Below are 23908 nucleotides of genomic sequence, written 5' to 3'. Positions count from 1 at the left end.
ACGAGGCGGGGCAGGGTCGGAGGCGCTGTCGACCCGGCCGGCGGGGCGGCGGGTGTCGCCACGTTCCCGGGAGTGCGAGGAGGTCGGCCGATGCGGGCCATGGTGTACCGGGGTCCCTACAAGGTGCGGGTCGAGGAGAAGGACGTCCCCGCCATCGAGCACCCCAACGACGCGATCGTCCAGGTCACGCTGGCCGCCATCTGCGGCTCGGACCTGCACCTGTACCACGGCCTCATGCCGGACACCCGGATCGGGCACACGTTCGGCCACGAGTTCATCGGGGTGGTCGAGCAGGTCGGGTCGTCGGTGCGGAACCTGGCCGTCGGTGACCGGGTGATGGTGCCGTTCAACATCTTCTGCGGCTCGTGCTGGTTCTGCGCCCGGGGCCTGTACTCCAACTGCCACAACGTCAACCCGAACGCCACCGCGGTGGGCGGCATCTACGGCTACTCGCACACCACCGGCGGGTACGACGGCGGCCAGTCGCAGTACGTGCGGGTCCCGTTCGCCGACGTCGGGCCGGTGCGGATCCCCGACTGGATGCACGACGAGGACGCCGTCCTGCTCACCGACGCCGCCGCGACCGGCTACTTCGGCGCGCAGCTGGGCGACATCGCCGAGGGCGACACGGTCGTCGTCCTCGGGGCCGGGCCGGTCGGCCTGATCGCCGCCCAGTCGTCGTGGCTCATGGGCGCGGGCCGGGTGATCGTCGTCGACCACCTGCAGGAGCGGCTGGAGAAGGCGCGGACCATGGCCTACGCCGAGACGCTGGACTACGACGAGCACGACGACGTCGTGGTCGCGCTCAAGAAGCAGACCGACTTCCTCGGCGCCGACGTCGTCATCGACGCGGTCGGCGCGGAGGCCGACGGCAACCTCCTCCAGCACGTGGCCGGGACCAAGCTGAAGCTGCAGGGCGGCTCGCCGGTGGCGCTGAACTGGGCGATCGACGGGGTGCGCAAGGGCGGCACGGTCTCCGTCGTCGGCGCCTACGGGCCGATCCCCAATGCGGTGAAGTTCGGCGACGCGCTCAACAAGGGGCTCACCCTGCGGATGAACCAGACGCCGGTGAAGCGCCAGTGGCCGCGGATGTTCGAGCACGTGCGCAACGGCCACCTCACGCCGCGGGCGGTGGTCACCCACCGGTTCCCCCTGGAGGACATCGCCGAGGCCTACCACGTGTTCTCCGCCAAGCTCGACGGCTGCATCAAGCCGCTGATCCTGCCCACCGCGGGCTGAGGGAGCGCCGACGATGACCGACCCCGACATCCCCAGCGCCTACGTCCGCGACAAGCGCACCCCGCCGCCGACCCGCGAGGAGCTGCGGGCCCGGATCCCCGGCTGGGGCGCCGATCTCGACCCCGCGGACCGGCCGTCGTACCCGAGGCTGCAGTACCCGGCGGACACCGGTGCGCACTGGGACTTCCCCGAGCGGCAGCCCGGCGGCGAGGGCCGGGAGCGGTCGATCGAGCACGCCTTCGTGACGCCGGTGTTCGGCACCGCGCAGCCGCTGTCCGGGCCGTCGGGCGCGGTGCGCCGGCTCGCCTACCGCCGCTTCAGCGAAGGTCGGCTGGCGCACTGGGCGCTGCTGGTCGTCGGGGACCGGATCGACGCCTGGGGCAGCCACCTGCGCTCGTTCGCCACGCTGCGCCCGGACGTGCCGGCGTCCGGACTGCGCGGCGAGTTCACCCGCGGCGGGCTGCGCTCGCGGCGCGGACGCTCCGATGCCCGGCACCACCTCGTCGACCCGGTCGTCGTGGCGGGGCCGTGGGTGGCCGGTGCCGCCGTGGCGTACACCGGCGTCCGGCGGGTGGTGCGGGCCCTGCGCCGCTGACCTGACCGAACGGCGCGGTTCCCCATCGACGTGCGTGGACCGCGGGGGTGGAATGGACGCCGCACGGCCCGCTCGACCCCCGTCCCGAACAGAGGGGACGCCGCCATGATGCCCACCGGGGTGCCGCGTCCACGCGGTGCGCCCGTCGGGACCGTGTCCCCGCGCGCCGCGGCCCGCGTGTTCGGTACCGGGCCGGCGCTCATCGGGCACCGGGGCCTGGGCTGCGGGGTCGTCCGCGGCCACCGCGAGAACACCCTCGGGTCCTTCACGGCAGCGGCCGAGCTGGGGATGACCTGGGTCGAGGCCGACGTCCGGCGGACGGCGGACGACGTCCTGGTGGTGGCGCACGACGAGGCGTACCCGGACGGCACCCGCGTGGCCGACGTCGGTGCGGCGGAGGCCGACCGGCGCGGCACGCTGCGGCTGCACACGCTGCTGGAGCAGCTGGCCCCCGGGGTGGGGTTGGACCTGGACCTCAAGTCCGCCATCGACGACAGCCTGCGACCGCCGGCGCGCACCACCGCGGCCCTGCTCGTCCCCGTCGTCGCGGCCGAGGCCCGTCGTCGGCCGCTGCTGGTCACGTCCTTCGACCCCGCGGCGCTGGGCACGCTGCGCGCCCGGGTCCCCACGCTGCCGCTGGGCTGGCTCACCTGGCACCACTTCCCTGTCGACGTCGCGGTCGCCGCCTGCGCGCACATGGACGTCGACGCGCTGGGGCTGCACGTCGGATCGCTGGCCGACCGCGGTGCCGGCACGGTCGACCCGGCCACCGTGGCCGGCACGCTGCCGTTCGTCCACGGCGCCGGGCGCCGCCTCATGGTCTGGTGCCCGGAGGTCCACCTCGCCGGTGCGCTGCTCGACGCGGGTGCCGACGCCGTGGTGGTGGACGCGGTCCCGGCCGCCCTGGAGGCCCTCGGGGTCCCCTGAGACGCGGTCGGCGCCGGGGCCGGCGTCCCTCACCCCAATTGTGGAACCCGATCAAGCGGAACCGGGTTCCGGTCGACTCCGTTCCCATGTCGGAGACCCCGCGCTGCGCGACGCTGCCCAGCGACGTCTACGAGGCGATGTTCACGCAGGGCATCGACGGGTTCCTGCTGACCTCGCCGGACGGGCGCATCCACCGGGCGAACGCGCGGGCGTGCGAGCTGCTCGGCTGGTCCGAGGCCGAGGTGTCCCAGCTCGGCCGGGAGGACCTGGCCGACCTGCGGGATCCGGCCTGGGCGGAGGCCGCGGCCGTCCGGGGCCGGGACGGCGCCTACCGCGGGGTGCTGCGGATACGCCGGCGCGACGGGTCGACCTTCCCCGCGGAGGTCACCAGCGCGCTCTTCTCCGACGGCGGCGTCACCCGGGCCTACGTCATCTTCCGGGACATGACCGCGGCGGAGGCGGAGGCGGCCCGGACGGCGGAGAGCCGGCGCGCGGCGGCCGAGGTGGTCGACAGCCTCGAGTCCTTCAGCGACATGTACGTCGGGGTGGACGCCGGCTGGCGGGTCACCTACGTCAACGCGCAGGCCGAGGCCCGGCTGGGGATATCGCGGGACGACGTCGTCGGCCGCGACCTGTGGGAGCGCTTCCCCGACCTGCTCGGGACGCCCTTCGAGGAGGCCTACCGCGAGGCCGTGCGGACGGGGCGACCGGTGACGGTGGAGGCCCACTACGCGGCCGCCGACCTGTGGGCGGAGACGCGGGTCTTCCCCCTGCGCCGCGGCGGGCTCGGCGTGTACTTCCGGGACGTCGGCGAGCGGCGGGCCATGGAGGAGGAGCGGGAGCGGCTGCTGGCCGCCGAGCGCCGGGCGCGCACCGACGCCGAGCGGGCGCAGCAGGACCTCGCCCACCGGGCCACCCACGACGAGCTCACCGGCCTGCCCAACCGCGCCGGGCTGGTGCAGCAGGTCGGCGCGGTCCTCGACCGGTGGCCCGGAGCCGGGATGACCGTGCTGTTCGTGGACCTCGACCGCTTCGGGCTGGTCAACGACAGCCTGGGCCACGCCGCCGGCGACGCGCTGCTCGCCGATGTCGCCCGGCGCCTCGCCGACCTGGCCGGGTCGACCGAGCTGGTGGCACGCTTTGCCAGCGACGAGTTCGTCCTGGTCATGTTCGACGCCCCCGCCGTGGCGGCCGACCGGATGGCGGCCGCGGTCATCGAGGCGGTCTCCCGGCCGCGGGAGACCGGCGCACGGCTGGCGGTCACCGCGAGCATCGGGCTGTCGTCGTCGGCGTGTCCGGCCGACCTGGACACGCTGCTGCGCGAGGCGGACGCCGCGGTGGACCGGGCCAAGGCGGCCGGACGGGAGCGGGCGGTCTGGTTCGACGAGCAGATGCACCTGCAGTCGGTGCACCGGGTGCGCACCGAGCGCGACCTGCGCCTGGCGCTGGACCGCGACGAGCTCTTCCTGGAGTACCAGCCGGCCTTCGACCTGCGCGTCGAGCGGATCACCCACGTCGAGGCACTGGTCCGCTGGCGCCATCCCGTCCGCGGGGTGGTCCCGCCGTCGGACTTCATCCCCATCGCCGAGGAGTCGGGGCTGATCTCCCGGATCGGCGAGTGGGTGCTCGCCCGGGCGGTCGAGCAGGCGGCCCGGTGGGCGCACGTCCCCGGCCTGCGGGTGTGGTTCAACGTGTCCCCGCAGCAGCTGGCCGACCACCGGATGCCCGGGTTGATCGCCGGGCACCTCGCCCGCGTGGGGCTGACCGCGGACCGGCTGGGCATCGAGGTCACCGAGTCCACCGTCGCCGACTCGTCCTGCCTGGCCGCGGTGCTGGAGCAGGTGCGGGCGATGGGCGTCGCGATCGCGATCGACGACTTCGGCACCGGCTACAGCTCGCTGGCCCGGCTGGGCGACCTGCCGGTCGACGTCATCAAGATCGACCGGTCCTTCGTGCACGACCTCGGGACGGTGCGGGGGGAGGCGGTGCTGGCGAGCATCGTCACCCTCGCCCACGCCCTGGAGGCCGACGTCGTCGCGGAGGGCGTGGAGACGCTCGAGCAGCTGCGTGTCCTCAGTGCCCTCGGGGTGGACTCGGCCAGCGGCTTCCTGCTCGCCCGCCCGGCGGCGCCCGGGCTGCTGCCGATGGCCCTGCCGCACACGGCCGCCTTCCGGTGGCGGACGGGGCTGCACCCGTCGGTGGCACGGGTGCCCGAGGCGCTGCGGGTGATCTGACCGGGGCTCGCAGGCATCTCCCAGCCGGCACCCAGGGGCATGACGGTGGAGGTCCGTAGCGTCGCGGTCAGTAGCGACGACGACCCTCAGGAGCACCCGTGCACCAGCCCTCCGACCCGACCCCGACCTACGAGGGTCGCCCCCTGCCCCGGCCCGACGAGGAGCTCGTCGACCAGGGGCTCGGCTTCGACGTCGGGACGCTGCTCAGCCGCCGCCGGCTTCGGGGAGTACAGCGGCACCGCTGAGGGCGTGCCGATGACCCTGGAGCTCATGGTCGCCGACCTCGCGAACGGCGGGGCGCCCTTCGAGGGGGTCGCCGTCTACGTCTGGCACTGCAGCCGTGAGGGCGGCTACTCGCTGTACTCCGCGGGCATCGAGGACCAGAACTACCTGCGCGGTGTGCAGGTCGCCGACGCCGACGGCCTGGTGCGCTTCACCAGCGTCTTCCCGGCCTGCTACGACGGGCGCTGGCCGCACGTCCACGTCGAGGTCTACCCGGACCAGGGGAGCACCACAGATGCGGCGAACGCCATCGCCACCTCCCAGGTCGCACTGCCGCAGGACGCCTGCGAGGCGGTCTACGCGACGACCGGCTACGAGGCCTCGGTGGACAACCTGTCGCGGGTCAGCCTGACCGGCGACAACGTCTTCGGGGACGACGGCGGCGCCAGCCAGCTGGGCACCGTGACCGGCGACGTCACCAGCGGCTACGCCGTCCGACTCGCCGTCGGCGCCGTCCCCGCCCAGGCCGCCGCCCGGCGCCCCGTCGAACTGACCCGTCGGCCCGACGGTCTTGCGCATTCCTCGTGCATGCGTCGCGGTGAGCCTGCGGTCGGGGAGTCAGGGTCGTGGCTGTCGGCGGGGGACCCCGCCCATCACGGCCAGCCCTGGAGACGATCGTGACACTCGCCCTCGACCACCTCGATCGGTCCGCCGCTCGGGTGGCGCCTCGCGTGCTGGTCGTCGACGACCACCGTGCGTTCGCCGAACTGCTCGCCGGCGCCCTCCAGGCCGCCGGGATGGCCGTGCTGGGAACGGCGCACTCCGGTGCCCAGGCCGTCGCCATGGCACAGGACCTGCAGCCGGATGTCGTGGTGATGGACATCCAGATGCCCCGGCAGGACGGCTTGTCGGCCACCCGTCGGGTGCGAGAGGTCGCCCCGCTCACCGTCGTCGCGGTGGTCAGCGACCATCGCGACCCGGACTGGGTGGTGCGGGCCACCCAGGCGGGCGCGTCCGCCTTCATCCCGAAGGACTCGTCCCTGGCCGAGATGCTCGACATCCTCAGCCGGGTGCGGGCCGGCCAGATGCTGATCGCGCCGTCCACGTTCACCGGCGCACCGAACGGCGGCACCCGCCCGGCACCGGTGGACGAGGTGCAGCCGCAGCTGACCCGCCGCGAGCAGGAGGTGCTCGAGTGCCTGGGCTGCGGGATGCACGTCAAGGCCATCGCCCGGGTCCTGGGGATCACCCTGGAGACCTGCCGCGGCTACGCGAAGTCGCTGTACACCAAGCTCGGGGTCCACTCCCAGCTGGAGGCGGTCGTGAAGGCCCAGCAGCTCGGGCTGCTGCTCTCCGCCGCCGCGTGACCGGGACCGGCACGCTGCGTCCCGGTGGGCGCTCCGCGCGGATCTGACCGGCTCTCCACCGTGGCGGTGCCCTGGACCACGCACAGGCCTTGTCTCCTGGACCTGCTCTCGGTGCCCGGCCGACCATGGTGGCCCGCGATGACCTGGCCGGACGAGGGCGTTCCTCGACCACGTCGACGCTGCGACCCGAGCCGGACGACCTCCGCACGTGGGTGTCGGGCCCCGTGACCGGGCGGGGGGAGCAGGGCTACGACGAGGTCCACGCCGTGTGGAACGCGATGACCGACCGCCGTCCCTGGGCGGCGGCTTCAGCGTGAGCGTCTACGAGGACGAGGCGGGACGAAGAGTCCACCCGCGTGGGCGGCGGACTGGTCCGGGAGGACGTGCCCCGGGCGACGGGGAGCGTGCCCGAGGTCATCGGGGGCCAGGTCGTCCTCCAGCTGGGCGCGTAGCGAGGGGGACCCGGCGAGACCCCGGGTGGCCGCTGACACCCCCCTGTGCCCGGACGGGGCGGCCGGGGTCGACCCTGCTGTCGCCACGGCACCACGGCGCGAGCTCCGGCAATTTCACCGGTACGCCATCGGTGCGGTTCGGCCTACCGTCCGCGTCGTCCATCGTTCGAGTCCTCCGAGGGAGGTGTCCGATGAGCCCGCAGTCCCGCCGGGTTGCCGGCGCGCTCCTGATCCTCATGCCGACCGTGGTCATCGGTGGGGTCAGCGTGCTGACGCTGCTGGTGAACGACCCCGGCTACACGACGAATCCGCTCCGGCAGGACCTGTGGCGAGCCGGCCATGCGCACGCCGGAGTGCTCCTGATCCTCTCGCTGGTCGCCCTCCGCTACGTCGACGAGACCGCGCTGGGCGAGCGCACCCGCTGGTTCGTCCGTCTCGCGTTCCCCACCGCGGCGATCCTCCTCCCGGTGGCCTACTTCCTGTCCGTGCTCAGCCCGGATGCCACCGAACCGAACGCCCTGGTGAACCTCGCCTACGTGGGAGCCGTGGTCCTCGTCGTGGGGATGGTGACGCTGGGCGTCGGGCTGGTCCGGCACGGGGCCGGCGCGACGGCCGGGGACCTGACGGCGGTGCGGTGATGCTCCCGGCGGTGGGCAGTGGCCGGGCGCTGGGCACGGCGACCGCCGGACTGCTGGTCATCGACGGCCTCGGCGGCAGCCTGGCCGTGGCGTTGGGCCACAACGCGCCGGCCGACGCGTGGTCCGGCCGGGCCGTCGCCGCCGCGCCCGTCCCGATGATGGCCGCTCAGGCCGCTCTCACCGCGGGCGCCGTCCGCTGGCCCGACCGCCGCGGAGCCGTGGCGGCCGGGCTGCTGGCCGGGGCCTGTGTGGTCAGCGCACTGTCCGGCTTCTTCGACGGCCAGTTCGGCAAGCCGGGACTGCCCCGGACCCTGGTGTGCGTGCAGGTCCTGCTCGTGGCCGGCACCCTCGGCGTCGGTGCCCTGGCGGCGGCTCGTGCCAGGCACCTGCTCGGGTCCGGCGCCGCGGACGGGGCGGCTCGAGCCAGGGTGCGGCTCAGCCAGGGCGCGGCTCAGCCGGGCCCCGGCGGCCGTCGTCCGTGAGGCCCCGACGCTTCGGCGCCGACCAGCCGGGTGGTCGCATCCACCCATGCGACGGGCAGCTCGCTGCCCGGCACGGTCCAGCTCGCGAAGCGCGTGGCGCTCATGTGCGGGCGCAGCTTCGCCATCACGGCCCGGTGCGGCAGTTTCTGGACGAAGGCGCCCAGCGCCTCCTGGTCGGCCCACGCCGACAGCGTCCAGAACGTCTTGGCCAGCGGTTGGGCGCGCAGGCTGTAGCCCACGAGCCCGTCGGTCCGTTCCAGCTGCCGGACGACGGACACGGTGAGGCCCGTGAACCACGGCACTCGCGTGATCGAGCGCAGCGGGAGCCGGCTGGCCAGGACGACGTACTGCTGCGTGGGTTCCGGGGTGGTCGCGGTGCGCCACGGGATGGTGGGCATGTCAGGCCTCCGTTCGGAGTGATGTGCCGGGACCCGGGACCTGGAGCGGCCGCGCGAGCCGCACGTAGCGTGGCCGCAGCCACAGGTGGTAGAGCACGCGGAGCAGCAGGGGCTGCGCCGCGAGCGTCCGGGTGCGCTCCTCGGGGGTGGCGTGGTCGAGGACCCACGGCCCGGCGAACACCACGGCGCGGGCGCCCACCACCTTCCAGGCGGCCTTGCCGAGGTCGGCGAACTCCTCGGCCGTGAAGGCCCGCCGGTACCGGGAGAACGCCACGTCCTCCTCGTGGTGCGTGTGCGTGTCGATGATCTCCCGCAGTGCCTGTGCGGCGCCGACAGCGTCTGCGTGCTCCTGCTCCCAGGCCGCTCCGCCGGCCGCGGTCGAGAGACCGCCGAGGCTCTCGCGTGCGACCGTGAGGCGGTCGGCCAGCACACAGTGCTGGCCCTCGAGCTGCCCGTCGGCCTCGGCGAAGGACGGGTCCCGCTCCAGCAGCGCGGGATAGACCACGGCTTCCTCGGCCGTGTGGTGGTCGTGGATGGCCCGCTCGTAGTGGCCGTACCAGGCCGCCAGGGCCTCCAGCCGCTCGCTGTCGGACGGCCGGGCGGCGGCGACGAGCTGGGTGAGGCGGGCGGCGTCCGTGCGCATGGCGCGGTGCTCCAGGTAGCTGGGGCGCAGGTCGGGTTCGAGGGGGGTGGTCATGGCGACCCCTTGCGGCGGCTCGATCGGGTGGACCGACGCTAGGCCTGGGGGCGGCGAGGACGTACCGGCGAAAATGCCGGGATCCCCCTCCTGTTCGGGGTCACTCCAGCCGGTGCGCGGCGTGTTCTGCTCTGGAGCTGATCCCCAGCTTGGTGAAGACGTTTCGGAGGTGGAAGTCGACCGTGCGGGGGCTCAGGAAGAGCTGGGCGGCCACCGCACGGGTCGGCAACCCCGTGGCCACGAACCGAGCCACCTGCAGTTCCTGCGGGGTGAGCCGCTGCGGCGCGGCGGGGTCACGCCGGTGGGTGGTCTCCCCGCACGCGCGCAGTTCCGACCGGGCGCGCTCCGCCCACGGCACAGCTCCCGTGCTCTCGAACAGGTCGAGGGCCGCGGCGAGATGAGCGCGCGCCTGGACGCGCCTCCGGGAGCGGCGCAGGACCTCTCCGTAGGCCAGGAGCGTCCGGCCGTGGTCGAACGGACGATGGGCGTCCTCGTGCCGCCGCAGCGCCTCGGCGAAGTGCTGGGCCGCGACGGTTCCCTCTGACAGCACACCGCGGCAGTGGGCGGCCAGGGCCTCGGCCCAGGGCATGCGGTTGGCGGTGGCGACTGCTTCGATCCCTGCCAGCCAGTGCCGGGCGCGGTCGCGGTGGTCCGACCGGGCGGCCGCCTGGACGCGGTCCATCGTCGCCATCAGCGTGACCACCGGGTGGTGGAGGTCGTCCACCAGCACGAACGCTGACGCCGGGCGCGCCGCGGCGAGCTTCTCCGTGGCTCGCGCCCAGCGGATGACCTCCAGCGCGGGAAGGCGGTGGACACCGAGGGCGTGCGTCTCCGCGAGCGTCTCGGCCCGAACCGCGTAGGCACGTGCCCTGTCGCGATCCCCCCGGAGCGTGGCCAGCAGGGTGAGCCAGGCGAGCGGGAGGGCGGACAGTTCGGCGTGGCCCATGCCCTCGGCGAGGCGCAACGCCTCGGCCGCGGCTGCCGCCGCCGTCCAGTGCCCGTGCAGCAGTTCCGCGTGCACCAGCCGGGGCAGCGCGAGCACCAGATCGGCGACGGCGCCGGCCGCTCGGGCCTGCGCCACCTCTCTGGTGGCCAACCGCAGCGCCGCGTCGTCGTCGCCGATGTAGTGGGCGTGCTGGGCTGCCGCCGCCAGCAGGTCCCGGTCGCCGAGCCGTTCGGCGGTGCGCAGGGACCGGGCGACCAGGGGGACGGCCTCGTCCGGCCGCCCCTCGAGGAGGGCGAGGAAGCCGGCGAGCCCATCGGCCAGTACTCGATCGCGGTCGTTCCGGGGCGGGTCGAGCCGTGCCATGACGCGCCGGATCTCGGCGCCGACCCCGTGGTCGGAGGCGAGCCAGGCCGACTCGGCTGCGGCGGCGAGCAGGTGGCGCGCCCGGGGGCTGTCGCTCGAGGCGATCGCGTCGGCTGCGTCGATCACGATGCGGTGTGCCGTGGCGGGGGATCCGATGCTGAACTCCAGCCACGCCCGGAGCCGGTCGATCTCCGCGCGCAGCGGGAGGCCGGAGGCCAGCGGCCGGGCCACGTCGAGGAGGTGGGACGCATCCCGGAGGTGGCCTGCGGTCCAGGCGTTCCCGGCGGCCGCGACGAGACGGCGGCAGCGGTCGGCGCCGTCGGGCGTCAGGCCGGCCGCCCGCACGAGGGCGGCTGCCGCGGCCTCGAACCCGCCTCTGCCGCTGGCCCGGGCTGCGGCCTGCTCGAGCCCGTCTGCGACCGCTTCGTCGGGTTCCACGGCGGCTGCCGCCGCGTGCCATGCCCGGCGGTCGGCGTCGCCCGCCCGGCTCGCCACTCGTGCGAGGGCACGGTGCACCTCCCGGCGTCGGAGTGCGGGGGCTGCCTGGTACACGGCCGTTCGGACCAGGGGATGCCGGAAGCCGATCTGCCGCTCCCGGATGTCGACCAACCCGCTGTTCTCGGCGGTCTCGAGCACGGCGTCCGACAGGCCCAGCATGCGGGCAGCCCGCGTCACGCGAGCCAGTTCTCCGCTGTCCTCGGCCGCGACGACGAGCAACAGCGTCCTGGTGTCCTCGGGCAGCCGCTGCACTCGATCGGCGAACACCCGCTCCACGTGGCTCGGCAGCGGCAGTGGCGACGGCAGCGGAGACAGTCCGGCCAGTTGCTCCGTGGTGAGCACCGACGGGAGCTCACTCAGCGCGAGCGGGTTCCCCCCGGTCCAGCGCACGAGTCGCTCGCACACCTCCCGCTCCACGGTCGCTCCCGCACGGTCCGACAGCAGCGCGGCGGCTCCGTCGACGTCCAGGCCCCCGAGCTGCAGCTCCGTCAGATCAGCCGTGGGGAAGTGGTGGGGATCAGGGTCCCGGACGGCGAAGACCATGCCGATGGGGTCGTCGCCGAGCCGGCGGGCGACGAAGTGGAGCGCGCTGGCCGAGGCGTGGTCGAGCCAGTGGGCGTCGTCCACGAGGCAGAGGACCGGTGACTCCTCGGCCGCCGCCGCCAGCAGGCCCAGGACGGCGAGGGCGACGAGGAACCGGTCGGCCGGCGACGCGTTCGGCCGGCCGTCCTCGATGCCCAGCGCCGATGCCAGCGCCCGGCGCTGAGGTGTGGGGAGCAGGCGCATCCGGTCGAGCACCGGGTGCAGGAGCTGGTGCAGGCCTGCGAAGGCCAGTTCGGTCTCGGACTCGACCCCGCGGGCGCGCAGCACGCGGAGGTCCTCGGCGCCCTCCGCGCCCAGTTCCAGCAGCGTCGACTTGCCGATCCCCACCGGCCCACGGACGACGACGACGCCGCTCCGTCCCCGACGAAGCCCATCGAGGACGGACGCGATGACGGCTTGCTCCTCGCGTCGGCCGTGCACGGCCAGGCGTCGCGGGGGGATCGGCGACACCTCTCCGAGCGTGGCATCATCCGGCACTCGGTGGAACCGATTCCGGTGCCGCCCGGGACTGGGTGACCGGCGGCCCTCAGGTCGGCACCAGGCCGGTCCCGGCCGGCAGCTGGCCGAGCGGTCGGATGCGGAGCACCGTGGTGCAGGACCAGCCGACGGCCGGGCCGTACGATCGCGGCTCTGCCGTTCCACGCCCGGTACTGGGCCGACGTGTCAGGGCCGTGCCTGCCGTCCGGTCAGGCGCTGTGCTCCACGAGGTGCAGCTGCCAGTCGCCGGGCACACCCCTCGACTCCGTCCGTCCGCGCTCGCGGAACCGCGGTCCGGACCCGGCGACGAGGTCCGTCACCGTGCTCGAGTCGAGCACGCCGATGTGGACAGCGGTGCCGCGGTGCGGTGCACGGGGCCGCGTGCTCAGCGGGCGGCGAGCGCGGCGCCCATCCGCCCGACGACCTCGGTCAGCACCGGCTGCGGGGTGGCGACGTTCAGCCGGACGTACTGCCGGCCGGAGGTGCCGCACAGCAGCCCGTCGGTGAGGGCCACCCCGGCCCGCTCGAGGAAGAACGGGCCGGGCTCGGCCAGCCCGAGCTGCCGGCAGTCCAGCCAGGCCAGGTAGGTGCCCTCCGGCGGGGTGTACCGCACGCCGGGCAGGTGCTCGGCGACGAGGTCGGCCAGCAGCCGGCGGTTGGCGTCGAGGTACGCCAGGACGTCGTCCAGCCAGCCGGCGCCGCCGGTGTAGGCGGCGGTGTTCGCGACGACGCCGAGGGTGGAGGCGCCGTGCTCCGGGTGCAGCCCCACCCGGGCCCAGGTCGCGGCGTCGGCGTCGTTGGAGAGGACCAGCTGCGCGCACTTCAGGCCCGGCAGGTTCCACGCCTTGGACGCCGAGGTCGCGGTGACCGCGTGCCCGGCCGGCACCTCGCCCAGGGAGGCGTAGGGCACGTGCCGGTGCCCGGGGTACACCAGCGGCGCGTGGATCTCGTCGGAGAACACCCGCCCGCCGTGACGGTCGACGACCTCGGCGACGGCGGTCATCTCCGCGGGCTCGAGCACCCGGCCGATGGGGTTGTGCGGGTTGCACAGCACCATCAGGTGCCCGCCGGCCCGGAACGCGGCGTCCAGCGCGTCGAGGTCGTAGACGTACCGGTCGCCGTCCCGGGCCATCGGCACCTCGATGACCTCGCGGCCCAGCACGCCCGGCAGGGTGAGGAAGGGCATGTAGGCCGGCGTCGGCAGCACCACCGGGCTGCCCGGGCGGGAGAAGTGCTCGATCGCGGCGGCCAGGCCGGCCAGGACGTCGGCCAGCGGCCGCACCCGCTCGGGCGGCACCGTCCAGCCGTACCGGTCGGCCGACCACGCCGCATAGGCCTCCGACATCCGCTGCAGCAGCGCCGGCGGCAGGTAGCCGAACACGGCACCGTCCACCGCCGCGTGCAGCGCCGCGGTGACCGCCGGCGCGGTGCCGAAGTCCATCTCCGCGACGAACGACCCGATCGCCTCCGGGTACAGCGACCACTTGAGGCTGCCGCCCGCCCGCAGGTCCTCGACGGTGAGGTGGTCGAACACGTCAGGCCCCCGTCGCCCGGGCGAGCAGCTGGGCCAGGTGCAGGCCGTCGCGGCCGGCGAGCTGGTCCAGCTGGGTGCGGCAGGAGAAGCCGTCGGCGAGCACGACGGCGTCCGGCCCCGCGGCCCGGACGGCGGGCAGCAGCTGGTGCTCGGCGATCGCCACCGACACCTCGTGGTGGCCGCGCTCGACGCCCCAGTTGCCGGCCAGCCCGCAGCAGCCGCCGACCCGGGTCACCGTCGCGCCGGCCTCGCGCAGCAGTCGTTCGTCGGTCGCCCACCCGAGGACGGCGTGGTGGTGGCAGTGCGGCTGGGCGACGACCTCGACCCCGGCCAGGGACGGCGGTGTCCAGCCCGGCGTCTCCCGCAGCAGCTCGGCCAGCGTGCGGGTGCCCGCGGCGACCCGCTCCGCGGCCGCTCCGCCGACCAGCTCCAGCGCCTCGTGTCGCAGCACCGCGGTGCAGGAGGGCTCCACGCCGACCACCGGGACGCCGTCGTCCACCAGTGGGGCGAGCAGCTCGATCGTGCGGCCGAGGTTGCGGCGGGCGGCGTCCAGCTGGCCGGTGGTGATCCAGGTCAGCCCGCAGCAGGCCTCGGCCGGCGGCACCTGCACCCGGTAGCCGGCGTCCTCCAGCACCGCGGCCGTGGCCTCGGCGACCTCGGGCGCGAAGTGGTCGGTGAACGAGTCGACCCACAGCGCGACCGGCGGACCGTCGCCGGCCTGCTCCGGTCGCGCGGCCCACGCCGCCCGGAAGGTGCGTGCGGCGAAGGCCGGCAGGGAGCGGCGCTGGTCGACGCCGGCGCCCCACTTGGCCAGCCGGCCGCCCAGGCGCGAGCGCGTCACCGCGTTGGCCAGCCGGGGCGCGCGGGCGGCGACGTCGGCCCAGCGGGGCAGCCAGCCCAGCGTGTAGTGCGCGCGCGGGCGCAGCCGGCGGCGGTAGCTCTGGTGCAGCACCTCGGCCTTGTAGGAGGCCATGTCCACGCCGGTGGGGCAGTCCCGGGAGCAGCCCTTGCAGGACAGGCACAGGTCCAGCGCCGCGTGCACCTCCGGCGAGCGCCAGTCCCGCACCGGCCCGCCCGGCGCGAGCATCTCCTGCAGCACCCGCGCCCGGCCGCGGGTGGTGTCCTTCTCCTCCCGGGTCGCCGGCCAGGACGGGCACATGACCCCGCCGCTCGCCTGCAGGTCGGCCCGGCACTTGCCGACGCCGGTGCAGCGGTGCACCGCGGCGGAGAAGTCCCCGCCGTCGTGCCGGTAGGCCAGCGCCAGGTCCGTCGTCCGCCGCGGTGCCGCGGCCACCCGGATGTCGTCCTCGACCCGCGCGGGGCGCACCAGGACGCCGGGGTTGAGCACGTCGGCCGGGTCGAACAGTCCCTTGACCCGCTCGAACAGTCCCAGCACGTGGGGGGAGTACATGTGCGACAGCAGCTCGCTGCGGGCCCGGCCGTCGCCGTGCTCGCCGGAGACCGAGCCGCCGTAGCGGGCGACCAGCGCGGCGGCCTCCTGCACGAAGGCGCGGTAGGCCTCGCGGCCGCGGTCGGGACCCGTGCCGAGCGGGAAGTCGATCCGCACGTGCACGCAGCCGTCACCGAAGTGGCCGTACGGGACGCCCTGCAGCCCGTGCCGGTCCAGCAGCGCCTCGAACTCGCGCAGGTAGGCGCCGAGCTGCTCGACCGGGACGGCGGCGTCCTCCCAGCCGGCGTGCGCGGGGCGCCCGTCGGAGGTGCGCGCGGCCAGACCCGCGCCGTCCTCCCGGATCCGCCAGATGGCGGCGGCCTCGGCGACGTCGGTGACGACCAGGGTGTCCAGCGCGGCGGCGTCGGCGAGCACGCCGCGCGCCTTCGCCTCGACCTCGGCGACGCTGTCGCCGGTCAGCTCGACGATCAGCCAGCCGTCGCCGCGGGGGAGGTCCGGCACGACGGCCGCGGGCACGTCGCGCAGCCGCTGCACGATCCGCTGGTCGAGCCCCTCGACGGCGGTCGGCCCGTGCGGCAGCAGGCCGGGGGTGGCGTCGGCGGCGTCGGCCATCGACGGGTAGCCCAGCACCACCAGGCCGCGGAACGGGGCGTCGGCGACCAGCCGGACGGTCGCGCCGAGCACCACCGCCAGGGTGCCCTCGCTGCCCACGAGCGCGCGGGCGACGTCGAAGCCCCGCTCGGGCAGCAGGTGCTCCAGCGAGTAGCCCGACACCTGCCGGCCGAAGCGGCCGAGCTCCGTGCGGATGGCCGCGAGCTCGCCGTCCACCAGCCGCCGCAGCTCGCCGAGCACCCCACCCTCGGGTGCCTTTCGCGCGCGAAAGGCACCCGGATCGAGCGTGAGCCGCTCGCCGGCCCCGGTGACGACGTCGAGCCCCACCACGTTGTCCGACGTCCGGCCGTAGCCCAGGGCGCGGGAGCCGCAGGCGTTGTTGCCGATCATCCCGCCGATCGTGCAGCGGTTGTGCGTGCTCGGGTCGGGGCCGAAGCGCAGCCCGTGCGGCCGGGCCGCGGTCTGCAGCGCCGCCTGCACCACGCCGGGGTCGACGGTCGCCGTCCTCGCCTCGGCGTCGACCGCGTGCACCCGGGACAGGTACCGGCTGGTGTCGAGGACGACCCCGCGGCCGACCGCGTTGCCGGCGATCGAGGTACCGGCGCCGCGCGCGGTGAACGGCACGCCGAGCTCGCGGCAGACGGCGAGGGTGGCCTCGATCTCGTCCGGGTGCCGCGGACGCACCACCGCGCGCGGCAGCACCCGGTACAGCGAGCCGTCGGAGGCGTACAGGGCCCGGGCCAGGCCGGAGTCGTCGACGTCGCCGACACCCGCGCGGCGCAGCGCCTCGGTCAGGTCGGTCGCCGGGCTGCTGGTCAGGGCCATGGAGCTCCTCGTGCCGCGGGTGGGTGCCCCCTCCTTGTACACCGCGCCGGCCGGTCGGCGGGACGTCGGGCCCTGGGGCGGTCCGCCGGTCCCGGCGAGCATGGGGCGGTGGCGTTCGACGTCGAGCGGTTGCTGCGGCTGTGGTCCGACCCCCTCCCCGTGGACGACGCCGCGGCGGCCGCGGCCTTCCGCGAGCTCTACGCCGACCCGGTGACGGTCAACGGCGCGCGGGTGTCGACGGCGGACCTCGTCGACCGGGCGCGGGCGGTGCAGCACACCTTCGCCCCGGTGCGGCGCGAGGTGCTGTCGGTCGTCGAGGAGGGGGACCGGGTCGCCGTCGCGTTCCGCATGGGCGGCCGGCAGGTCGGCACCTGGCCGACGTCCGCCGGACCGTTGCCGGCCACCGGGCGGGAGCTCTGGCTGCGGGTGGTCGACGTGCTCACGCTGGCCGACGGCCGGATCACCGACGTCGTCATGGTCGCCGACGAGCTCGGTGCGCTCACCGCGCTGGACGCCGTCCGGCTGCGGACCGCGGCCGACGCGGTGACCGCCGACTGACACCGGCGACACGGGGCGGCCGGCCGCGCTCGGTGACCTGCCCGGCCGGGAGCGTGATGCCCGGCCGCGTGTCCGCACCGCGGCCGCTGACACGCGCGGTCGTGCCCGACCACGGCGTCCGGGTCGCCGATCCTCGGTCCCCATGACGGGCAGGCGCGCACTCCTCGAGGTCGAGATCCCGATCGTCACGGCGGTGACCCGGATGGACTTCCTGAACCGTCGGGACAGCGCGGCGGCGGTCCCGTGCCCCGCCGTCCGGCCCTCGCACTCCTGGACCGACCACCTGCGCGGGCACGTCGAGCCGCTGGACCTCGACGAGGCCCTGGAGATGGTGGACCTCGGCGTCGGCGTCGCGCGCCGGGCCTACGACGCGCAGCACCGCGGCATCCACGCCGCGCGGCGCGCCGGTGCCTCGTGGGAGCGGATCGCCACCGTGCTCGGCACCACCGCGCTCACCGCGTGGAACGGCCACCAGCGGTGGATCGAGGAGCAGGTCGAGCTCTTCGAGCTCACGGGCCGGGACGGGCTGGACGACGTCGGCGCGGTCGAGGCGCTGGACGTGGCCGGCGAGCGCCCGGCGGGCCTCGGCTACGTCACGCGGACCGCGGCGCCCGACGGGGCGTCCGACTAGGAGCCTGCTGCCGACCACCGGCGTCAGGCGGACACACGCACCGCACCCCTGGTGTGCGTCGTGCCGGCCACCTGAGAGACCACTCCTGACGGGCTCGTCCACCAGTTCCGAGGGCACACTGGCATCTGGCGGTCGATCCACGGGCGGACGACGAATTCTGGAGCTGACCGTCGGGCTGACGACGTGTGCGCTCGGTGTCGTCTCAGCACGAGCTGACACGACACCGGGGCGCACAGTCGCCGGCGCTGCCGGCCGGACTCAGTCCTCGAGCAGCCACACGGCGCTGTCCGGCGGCAGCGCCACCGTGCCGCCGGAGCGCCGGACGGCCGCGGTGGAGGCGAGCAGCACCTGCCCGGGGCAGCCGGCCAGCACCGTCTCGCTGCCCATGTTGACCACGCAGCGCACCGCCTCGCCGCCGCCGACCGACCGGATCGTCAGCACGTCGCCGCGGCTGGTGACCGTCGCCGAGCCCGAGCCGAACGCCGGGTGCGCCTTGCGCAGCGCCAGCGCACGGCGGTGCAGGGTCAGCGTCGAGCCGCCCTGGCCCGCCTGCACCGACACCGCGTAGCGGTTCCAGTCGGCCGGGATGGGCAGCCACGGCTCGGCGGCCCCCTCGGGGGAGAAGCCGACGCCCTCGGCCGCGTTCCACGGCATCGGCACCCGGCAGCCGTCGCGACCGGCGCGGGCGCCGCCGCTGCGGTGGAAGATCGGGTCCTGCTTGGCCTCGTCGGGCACGTGCGCCTGCGGCAGCCCCAGCTCGTCGCCGGCGTACAGGTAGGCGGAGCCGGGCAGCGCCAGCGTCAGCAGCGCCGCGGCGCGGGCCCGGGCGGTGCCGACCTCGCCGCCGCCGAAGCGGGTGACCTGCCGCTCCTTGTCGTGGTTGCCCAGCACCCAGGACACCGGCGCACCCACGCGGCCGTAGGCGTCCAGCGCACCGGCGATGGCCTCGACGAACGGCGCCACCGCCCACGTCGACTTCAGCAGCCGGAACGACAGCGACTGGTGCAGCTCGTCGGGCCGGGAGTAGAGGGCGACCTGCTCCAGGTCGGCCAGGCAGACCTCGCCGACCAGCATCGTGTCGGGGTACTCGTCGCAGACCGAGCGCCACCGGCGCCACACGTCGTGCACCTCGGGCTGGTTCCAGGTCATGGCCTGCTCGGGGCCGTGGCCGAACAGCGTGGGGGAGTAGCTGCCCGGGTTGTCCCGCAGGCCGGCGTCCTTGAACAGGCCGTAGGCGACGTCGACGCGGAAGCCGCTGACGCCGCGGTCCAGCCAGAAGCGCAGCGTGCGCTCGAAGTCCTCGGCCACGACGGGGTCGCGCCAGTTCAGGTCGGGCTGCTCGGGGGCGAACAGGTGCAGGTACCAGCGCCCGTCCGGGGTGCGCGACCAGGCCGGCCCGCCGAAGAGCGACTGCCAGTTGTTCGGCGGCTGCTCCGACGGCGGCGCGAAGTGGTAGCGCGCGGCCTCCGGGCAGTCCGGGTCGGCCAGCGCGGCCTGGAACCACGGGTGCCGGTCCGAGGTGTGGTTCGGGACGACGTCGAGGACGACCTTCAGGCCCAGCCGGCGGGCGTCGTCCACCAGGGCCTCGAGGTCGGACACGTCGCCGTAGTCGGGGTCGACCGCCCGGTAGTCGACGACGTCGTAGCCGCCGTCCGCGCCACCCGACGGGTAGTGCGGGTTGATCCACACCGCGTCGACGCCGAGCCAGGACAGGTAGGGCAGCCGCTGCCGCAGCCCGCGCAGGTCCCCGATGCCGTCGCCGTCGCTGTCGGCGAACGAGCGCAGGTACACCTGGTAGACGACCGCGTCCCGCCACCAGGGGGCGGGCGCGGCTGCGGGGGCGACCCGGCGCTGGGTCTGGGTCCTCGCGAGGGAGAGGCGGCGTGCCATGCCGCCACAATCGGCTGATCACGGCCGCGGGTTGTGCAGCAGGTCCCACGAATCGGGCTGGCGGTGCTGGCAGAACCCGCCAACCGCCCAGGTCGTCTGTGACGCCCGGTGCGGATGGGCCTGGGCGGCTCACCGGGACGCGCCGGGGGCGGGATCCCGGTGAGCCGCCCGGGCCCGCGGGGTACGGCGGGACCGATCCGCAGACACCTCCGGAGGACGGCGACATGGACACAGATCCGCGGCCCGGTGAGGACGACGTCGACCGCGACGACGCCGAGGCGCTGACCCGCGCCACGGGCGGCGGGCCGGACGACGCCCCCGACGCCCGGGCCACCACCGGGACCGGCGAGTCCGACACGTTCGTCGGGCGGGTGGCCGGTCAGGACGTCGGCTACGCGGAGGAGACCGGGGCCGAGCGCCGGGCCGCCCAGCAGGACGACTGACGGCCCCTCTGCAGGGTCCCGCCGCGAGCCTGCGAGTGGCGGGGGGCAGAGGGGGCCTTCATCAGTCCGGACGACGTCGCCGGATCTTCGACCCCAGCCAGGTGAGCGGGTCGTACTTCCGGTCCACGACCCGCTCCTTGAGCGGGATGATCCCGTTGTCGGTGAGGTGGATGCCCTCGGGGCAGACCTCGGAGCAGCACTTGGTGATGTTGCAGTAGCCGAGGCCGAACTCCTGCTGGGCGGCGTTGCGCCGGTCGACGACGTCGAGCGGGTGCATGTCGAGCTCGGCCAGCCGGATGAGGAAGCGCGGCCCGGCGAAGGCGGCCTTGTTCTCCTCGTGGTCGCGGATGACGTGGCAGGTGTCCTGGCACAGCCAGCACTCGATGCACTTGCGGAACTCCTGCGGCCGGTCGACGTCGACCTGCTGCATCCGGTGGTTGCCGTCGGGGTCCCGCGGCCGCGGTGTGAACGCCGGGATCTGCGCGGCCTTCTCGTAGTTGTAGGAGACGTCGGTGACCAGGTCGCGGATGACCGGGAAGGTCCGCAGCGGGGTCACGGTCACCGTCTCGTCCTCGGCGAAGGTGCTCATCCGGGTCAGGCACATCAGCCGCGGCCGGCCGTTGACCTCCGCGCTGCAGGACCCGCACTTGCCGGCCTTGCAGTTCCACCGGACGGCGAGGTCGCCGGCCTGGGTGGCCTGCAGGCGGTGGATGACGTCGAGGACGACCTCGCCCTCGTTCACCGTCACGGTGAAGGTCTGCAGCCCCCCGCCGGAGGCGTCCCCGCGCCAGACGCGGAAGGTGGCGTCGTAACCGCCGCGACCGCCCGCGCCGTCGCCGTCCGCACCGATGCTCGGTTCCCCAGGCTCGGTCACGGTGCCTCCTCGAAGACCTCGGCCAGCTCCGGTGGCATCTCCGGCAGCGGCTGCCGGGTCACGGCCACCGTGCCGTCCGGCGTCCGGGTGCACACCAGGTTGATCCGCCCCCACGCCGCGTCGGTGGCGGGGAAGTCGTCGCGGGTGTGCCCGCCGCGGCTCTCCTCCCGGGCGAGCGCGGCCCGCGCGACGCACTCGCTGACCGACAGCAGGTGCGGCAGGTCCAGCGCCAGGTGCCAGCCGGGGTTGTACTGCCGGTGCCCCTCCACCGACAGCGCCGCCACCCGCTCGCGCAGCACGGCGATCCGCTCCAGCGCGCGCTCCATCTCCGAGGCGGTGCGGATGATGCCGACCAGGTCGTGCATCGTCTGCTGCAGCTCGGACTGCACCGCGTACGGGTTCTCGCCGCCCTCCCGCTCGAACGGCGCCAGGGCCGCCCGCGCGGCCTCGGCGAGCGCCTCCTCGCGCAGCGCCACCACGCCGGCCCGCTTGGCCGCGTGCTCGGCGGCGGCGGCACCGGCGCGCCGGCCGAAGACCAGCAGGTCCGACAGCGAGTTGCCGCCCAGCCGGTTGGAGCCGTGCATGCCGCCGGCCACCTCGCCGGCCGCGAACAGACCCGGGACGGACGCCGCGGCGGTGTCCGGGTCGACCTCGACGCCGCCCATCACGTAGTGGCAGGTCGGGCCGACCTCCATCGGCTCGGCGGTGATGTCGACGTCGGCCAGCTCCTTGAACTGGTGGTACATCGACGGCAGCCGCCGGCGCACGTACTCGGCCGGCCGGCGCGACGCGATGTCGAGGAACACCCCGCCGTGCGGCGACCCGCGCCCGGCCTTGACCTCGCTGTTGATGGCCCGGGCCACCTCGTCGCGGGGCAGCAGCTCGGGCGGGCGCCGGTTGTTCTTCTTGTCGTCGTACCAGCGGTCGGCCTCGTCCTCGGTCTCCGCCGTCTCCTTGCGGAAGAAGTCGGGGATGTAGTCGAACATGAACCGGTTGCCCGCCGAGTTGCGCAGCACGCCGCCGTCGCCCCGGACGCTCTCGGTGACCAGGATCCCGCGTACCGACGGCGGCCAGACCATCCCCGTGGGGTGGAACTGGACGAACTCCATGTTCACCAGCCCGGCGCCGGCCGCCAGTGCCAGCGAGTGCCCGTCACCGGTGTACTCCCACGAGTTCGAGGTGACCTTCCAGGCCTTGCCGATCCCGCCGGTGGCCAGCACGACCGACGGCGCCTCCCAGGCGACGAACCGCCCGGACTCCCGCCAGTAGCCGAACGCGCCGGTGATCCCCTCGTCGTCGGTGAGCAGCCGGGTGACGGTGCACTCCATGTAGACGTCGACGCCGAGGGCCACGGTGCGCTGCTGCAGGGTGCGGATCAGCTCCAGCCCGGTGCGGTCGCCGACGTGCGCCAGGCGGGCGTAGCGGTGCCCGCCGAAGTCGCGCTGGCTGATCAGCCCGTCGGGGGTGCGGTCGAACAGCGCACCCCAGTCCTCGAGCTCGCGCACCCGGTCGGGGGCCTCCTGCGCGTGCAGCTGGGCCATCCGCCAGTGGTTGAGCATCTTCCCGCCGCGCATGGTGTCCCGGAAGTGCACCCGCCAGTCGTCCTCGGGGTAGGCGTTGCCCATCGCCGCGGCGATGCCGCCCTCGGCCATGACGGTGTGCGCCTTGCCGAGCAGCGACTTGCAGACGACGGCCGTGCGGGCCCCGGCCTCGTGCGCGGCGATCGCGGCCCGCAGGCCCGCGCCGCCGGCCCCGACCACCACGACGTCGTAGGAGTGCCGTTCGAGTTCCATCAGAAGAACCTCAGGTCGGAGATGGTGCCGGTGGCCAGCAGGAAGACGTAGAAGTCGGCGAACGCGACGCCGAACAGCGAGATCCAGGCGTACTGCATGTGCCGGGCGTTCAGCCGCGAGACGACCGTCCAGAACCGGTAGCGCAGCGGGTGCCGGGAGAAGGAGTTGAGCCGGCCGCCGACGATGTGCCGGCAGGAGTGGCAGGACAGCGAGTACAGCCACAGCAGGGCGGCGTTGGCGAGCAGCACCAGCGTCCCCAGGCCCATGTGCCCCCACGCACCGGTCTCGTCGCGGAAGGCGAGGACGGCGTCGTAGGTGAGGACGACGTTGAACAGCAGCCCCAGGTAGAAGAAGTACCGGTGCACGTTCTGGCCGATGAGCGGGAAACGCGTCTCGCCGGTGTAGCGCCGGTGCGGCTCGGCCACCGCGCAGGCCGGCGGGGACAGCCAGAACGACCGGTAGTAGGCCTTCCGGTAGTAGTAGCAGGTCAGCCGGAAGCCCAGCGGCACGACGAGGATGTAGATCGCCGGGGAGATCCACGCGGGGCCGGTGAAGAGCTCCGGGAACGTCTCGCCCTCGCAGCCGGTGGTGATGCACGGCGAGTAGAACGGTGAGATGTAGGGCTCGGAGAAGTAGTACGCGTTCTGGAACGCGCGGACCGTCGAGTAGACGACGAAGGCGACCAGCGCCAGCACGGTCAGCAGCGGCTGCAGCCACCACCGGTCGGTGCGCAGGGTCCGCGCCGCGATGGCCGCGCGCCGCGGGGCCGGTCCTCCGTTCCCGTGTCCCGGGGAGGCCGCCCCCGTCCCGCGCGGCGCGGTCGTCGTCACCGGAGCGCGCGGCCGGACGTGCCGCGCCCGGGGTCGTGACCGTCGTCCCAGACGGCGGCGGACGGCCCCGGGGCGGCAGGGGCCGTGCGCGCCGCGCCGCACAGGAGGGCGAGGTCGTCGCGCCGCCGGGCGACGTCGATCCGCAGCCGGCGCGCGTCCACGGTGTCCCCGGAGTGCCGGGCGAGTGGGGTGCACGCCTGTTCCAGCGCGGCGACGGCCCGACGGGCCGCCGCCACGTCCTGCTCCAGGGACATCGCTGCCTCCAGGTGCCGGTTCTCCCGCCGCCGAGGACGGTCCGCGCAGTCGATCACGGAAGCCCGGCCCGCGGAAGGACTTCGGCAGCGGGCGGTGACGGCCCGGCCACCCCGT

22 protein-coding genes are annotated in these 23908 nt (G+C 74.7%); 12 read left to right on the top strand and 10 right to left on the bottom strand.

Annotated features, from left to right (window positions below):
* The first annotated feature begins 90 nt into the window (after window positions 1–90).
* From ACI78Z_RS16825 to ACI78Z_RS16785, 9 genes are all read left to right on the top strand, one after another.
* Window positions 91–1239 (top strand): zinc-dependent alcohol dehydrogenase, encoded by a 1149-nt coding sequence (locus tag ACI78Z_RS16825; protein WP_457037686.1) that lies wholly within the window; start codon window positions 91–93, stop codon window positions 1237–1239.
* 13 nt (window positions 1240–1252) lie between these two features.
* A complete protein-coding gene (locus ACI78Z_RS16820) occupies window positions 1253–1834 on the top strand; it encodes a hypothetical protein (RefSeq protein WP_457037685.1) in 582 nt (193 codons plus the stop codon).
* 153 nt (window positions 1835–1987) lie between these two features.
* On the top strand, window positions 1988–2761 hold the full coding sequence (locus ACI78Z_RS16815; protein ID WP_457037684.1) for a glycerophosphodiester phosphodiesterase: 774 nt from the start codon (window positions 1988–1990) through the stop codon (window positions 2759–2761).
* Between the two features lie 86 nt (window positions 2762–2847).
* Window positions 2848–4995, top strand: coding sequence for a putative bifunctional diguanylate cyclase/phosphodiesterase (locus ACI78Z_RS16810; RefSeq protein ID WP_457037683.1), 2148 nt, complete (start codon window positions 2848–2850; stop codon window positions 4993–4995).
* Between the two features lie 98 nt (window positions 4996–5093).
* Window positions 5094–5240 carry a hypothetical protein gene (locus tag ACI78Z_RS16805; RefSeq protein WP_457037682.1) on the top strand — a complete coding sequence of 49 codons (147 nt, stop codon included), beginning with the start codon at window positions 5094–5096 and terminating at the stop codon, window positions 5238–5240.
* Window positions 5241–5250: 10 nt separating this feature from the next.
* Window positions 5251–5898, top strand: coding sequence for a dioxygenase family protein (locus ACI78Z_RS16800; protein WP_457037695.1), 648 nt, complete (start codon window positions 5251–5253; stop codon window positions 5896–5898).
* Window positions 5895–6584, top strand: a complete 690-nt coding sequence (locus ACI78Z_RS16795; protein WP_457037681.1) for a response regulator — start codon at window positions 5895–5897, stop codon at window positions 6582–6584. The genes ACI78Z_RS16800 and ACI78Z_RS16795 overlap by 4 nt, the downstream gene beginning before the upstream one ends.
* Before the next feature lie 643 nt (window positions 6585–7227).
* Window positions 7228–7674: a hypothetical protein gene (locus ACI78Z_RS16790; protein ID WP_457037680.1), complete on the top strand. Its 447-nt coding sequence runs from the start codon at window positions 7228–7230 to the stop codon at window positions 7672–7674.
* A gap of 11 nt (window positions 7675–7685) precedes the next feature.
* Window positions 7686–8156 (top strand): hypothetical protein, encoded by a 471-nt coding sequence (locus tag ACI78Z_RS16785; RefSeq protein ID WP_457037679.1) that lies wholly within the window; start codon window positions 7686–7688, stop codon window positions 8154–8156.
* On the opposite strand, the gene ACI78Z_RS16780 is transcribed toward ACI78Z_RS16785, so the two are convergent.
* From ACI78Z_RS16780 to ACI78Z_RS16760, 5 genes are all read right to left on the bottom strand, one after another.
* Window positions 8126–8554 carry a hypothetical protein gene (locus ACI78Z_RS16780; RefSeq protein WP_457037678.1) on the bottom strand — a complete coding sequence of 143 codons (429 nt, stop codon included), beginning with the start codon at window positions 8552–8554 and terminating at the stop codon, window positions 8126–8128. The genes ACI78Z_RS16785 and ACI78Z_RS16780 overlap by 31 nt on opposite strands.
* A gap of 1 nt (window position 8555) precedes the next feature.
* On the bottom strand, window positions 8556–9251 hold the full coding sequence (locus ACI78Z_RS16775) for a hemerythrin domain-containing protein (protein ID WP_457037677.1): 696 nt from the start codon (window positions 9249–9251) through the stop codon (window positions 8556–8558).
* 100 nt (window positions 9252–9351) lie between these two features.
* Complete coding sequence (locus ACI78Z_RS16770; protein ID WP_457037676.1) at window positions 9352–12111, bottom strand: AAA family ATPase; 2760 nt, start codon at window positions 12109–12111, stop codon at window positions 9352–9354.
* Window positions 12112–12523: 412 nt separating this feature from the next.
* Window positions 12524–13672, bottom strand: a complete 1149-nt coding sequence (locus tag ACI78Z_RS16765; RefSeq protein WP_457037675.1) for a MalY/PatB family protein — start codon at window positions 13670–13672, stop codon at window positions 12524–12526.
* Window position 13673: 1 nt separating this feature from the next.
* On the bottom strand, window positions 13674–16520 hold the full coding sequence (locus tag ACI78Z_RS16760; RefSeq protein WP_457037674.1) for an FAD-binding and (Fe-S)-binding domain-containing protein: 2847 nt from the start codon (window positions 16518–16520) through the stop codon (window positions 13674–13676).
* A gap of 108 nt (window positions 16521–16628) precedes the next feature.
* On the opposite strand from ACI78Z_RS16760, the gene ACI78Z_RS16755 reads away from it, so the two are divergent.
* Both ACI78Z_RS16755 and ACI78Z_RS16750 read left to right on the top strand, forming a co-directional pair.
* Window positions 16629–17078 carry a nuclear transport factor 2 family protein gene (locus ACI78Z_RS16755; RefSeq protein ID WP_457037673.1) on the top strand — a complete coding sequence of 150 codons (450 nt, stop codon included), beginning with the start codon at window positions 16629–16631 and terminating at the stop codon, window positions 17076–17078.
* A gap of 142 nt (window positions 17079–17220) precedes the next feature.
* The gene (locus tag ACI78Z_RS16750) at window positions 17221–17709 is read left to right on the top strand and encodes a hypothetical protein (RefSeq protein WP_457037672.1); all 489 of its coding nucleotides are present in this window, start codon (window positions 17221–17223) and stop codon (window positions 17707–17709) included.
* A 258-nt stretch (window positions 17710–17967) separates the two neighbouring features.
* Here the strand turns inward: ACI78Z_RS16750 and ACI78Z_RS16745 are convergent, their stop codons facing one another.
* Entirely contained in the window at window positions 17968–19599 is a 1632-nt protein-coding gene (locus tag ACI78Z_RS16745) for a glycoside hydrolase family 13 protein (RefSeq protein WP_457037671.1), read from the bottom strand.
* Between the two features lie 224 nt (window positions 19600–19823).
* On the opposite strand from ACI78Z_RS16745, the gene ACI78Z_RS16740 reads away from it, so the two are divergent.
* Window positions 19824–20042 (top strand): hypothetical protein, encoded by a 219-nt coding sequence (locus ACI78Z_RS16740; RefSeq protein WP_457037670.1) that lies wholly within the window; start codon window positions 19824–19826, stop codon window positions 20040–20042.
* A 61-nt stretch (window positions 20043–20103) separates the two neighbouring features.
* Here the strand turns inward: ACI78Z_RS16740 and ACI78Z_RS16735 are convergent, their stop codons facing one another.
* From ACI78Z_RS16735 to ACI78Z_RS16720, 4 genes are read right to left on the bottom strand one after another with little or no spacing between them, the layout of a single operon-like run.
* Entirely contained in the window at window positions 20104–20916 is an 813-nt protein-coding gene (locus tag ACI78Z_RS16735) for a succinate dehydrogenase/fumarate reductase iron-sulfur subunit (RefSeq protein ID WP_457037669.1), read from the bottom strand.
* Window positions 20913–22709 carry a fumarate reductase/succinate dehydrogenase flavoprotein subunit gene (locus ACI78Z_RS16730; protein WP_457037668.1) on the bottom strand — a complete coding sequence of 599 codons (1797 nt, stop codon included), beginning with the start codon at window positions 22707–22709 and terminating at the stop codon, window positions 20913–20915. Before ACI78Z_RS16730 ends, ACI78Z_RS16735 begins: the two co-directional genes overlap by 4 nt.
* The gene (locus ACI78Z_RS16725) at window positions 22709–23539 is read right to left on the bottom strand and encodes a hypothetical protein (protein WP_457037667.1); all 831 of its coding nucleotides are present in this window, start codon (window positions 23537–23539) and stop codon (window positions 22709–22711) included. The genes ACI78Z_RS16730 and ACI78Z_RS16725 overlap by 1 nt, the downstream gene beginning before the upstream one ends.
* A complete protein-coding gene (locus tag ACI78Z_RS16720) occupies window positions 23536–23793 on the bottom strand; it encodes a hypothetical protein (RefSeq protein WP_457037666.1) in 258 nt (85 codons plus the stop codon). Before ACI78Z_RS16720 ends, ACI78Z_RS16725 begins: the two co-directional genes overlap by 4 nt.
* Window positions 23794–23908: the final 115 nt, after the last annotated feature.

Source organism: Geodermatophilus sp. SYSU D01176, assembly GCF_054050015.1.
The sequence above is the reverse complement of the archived record's forward strand: the minus strand, read 5'-3'. Positions and strand labels throughout refer to the sequence as shown.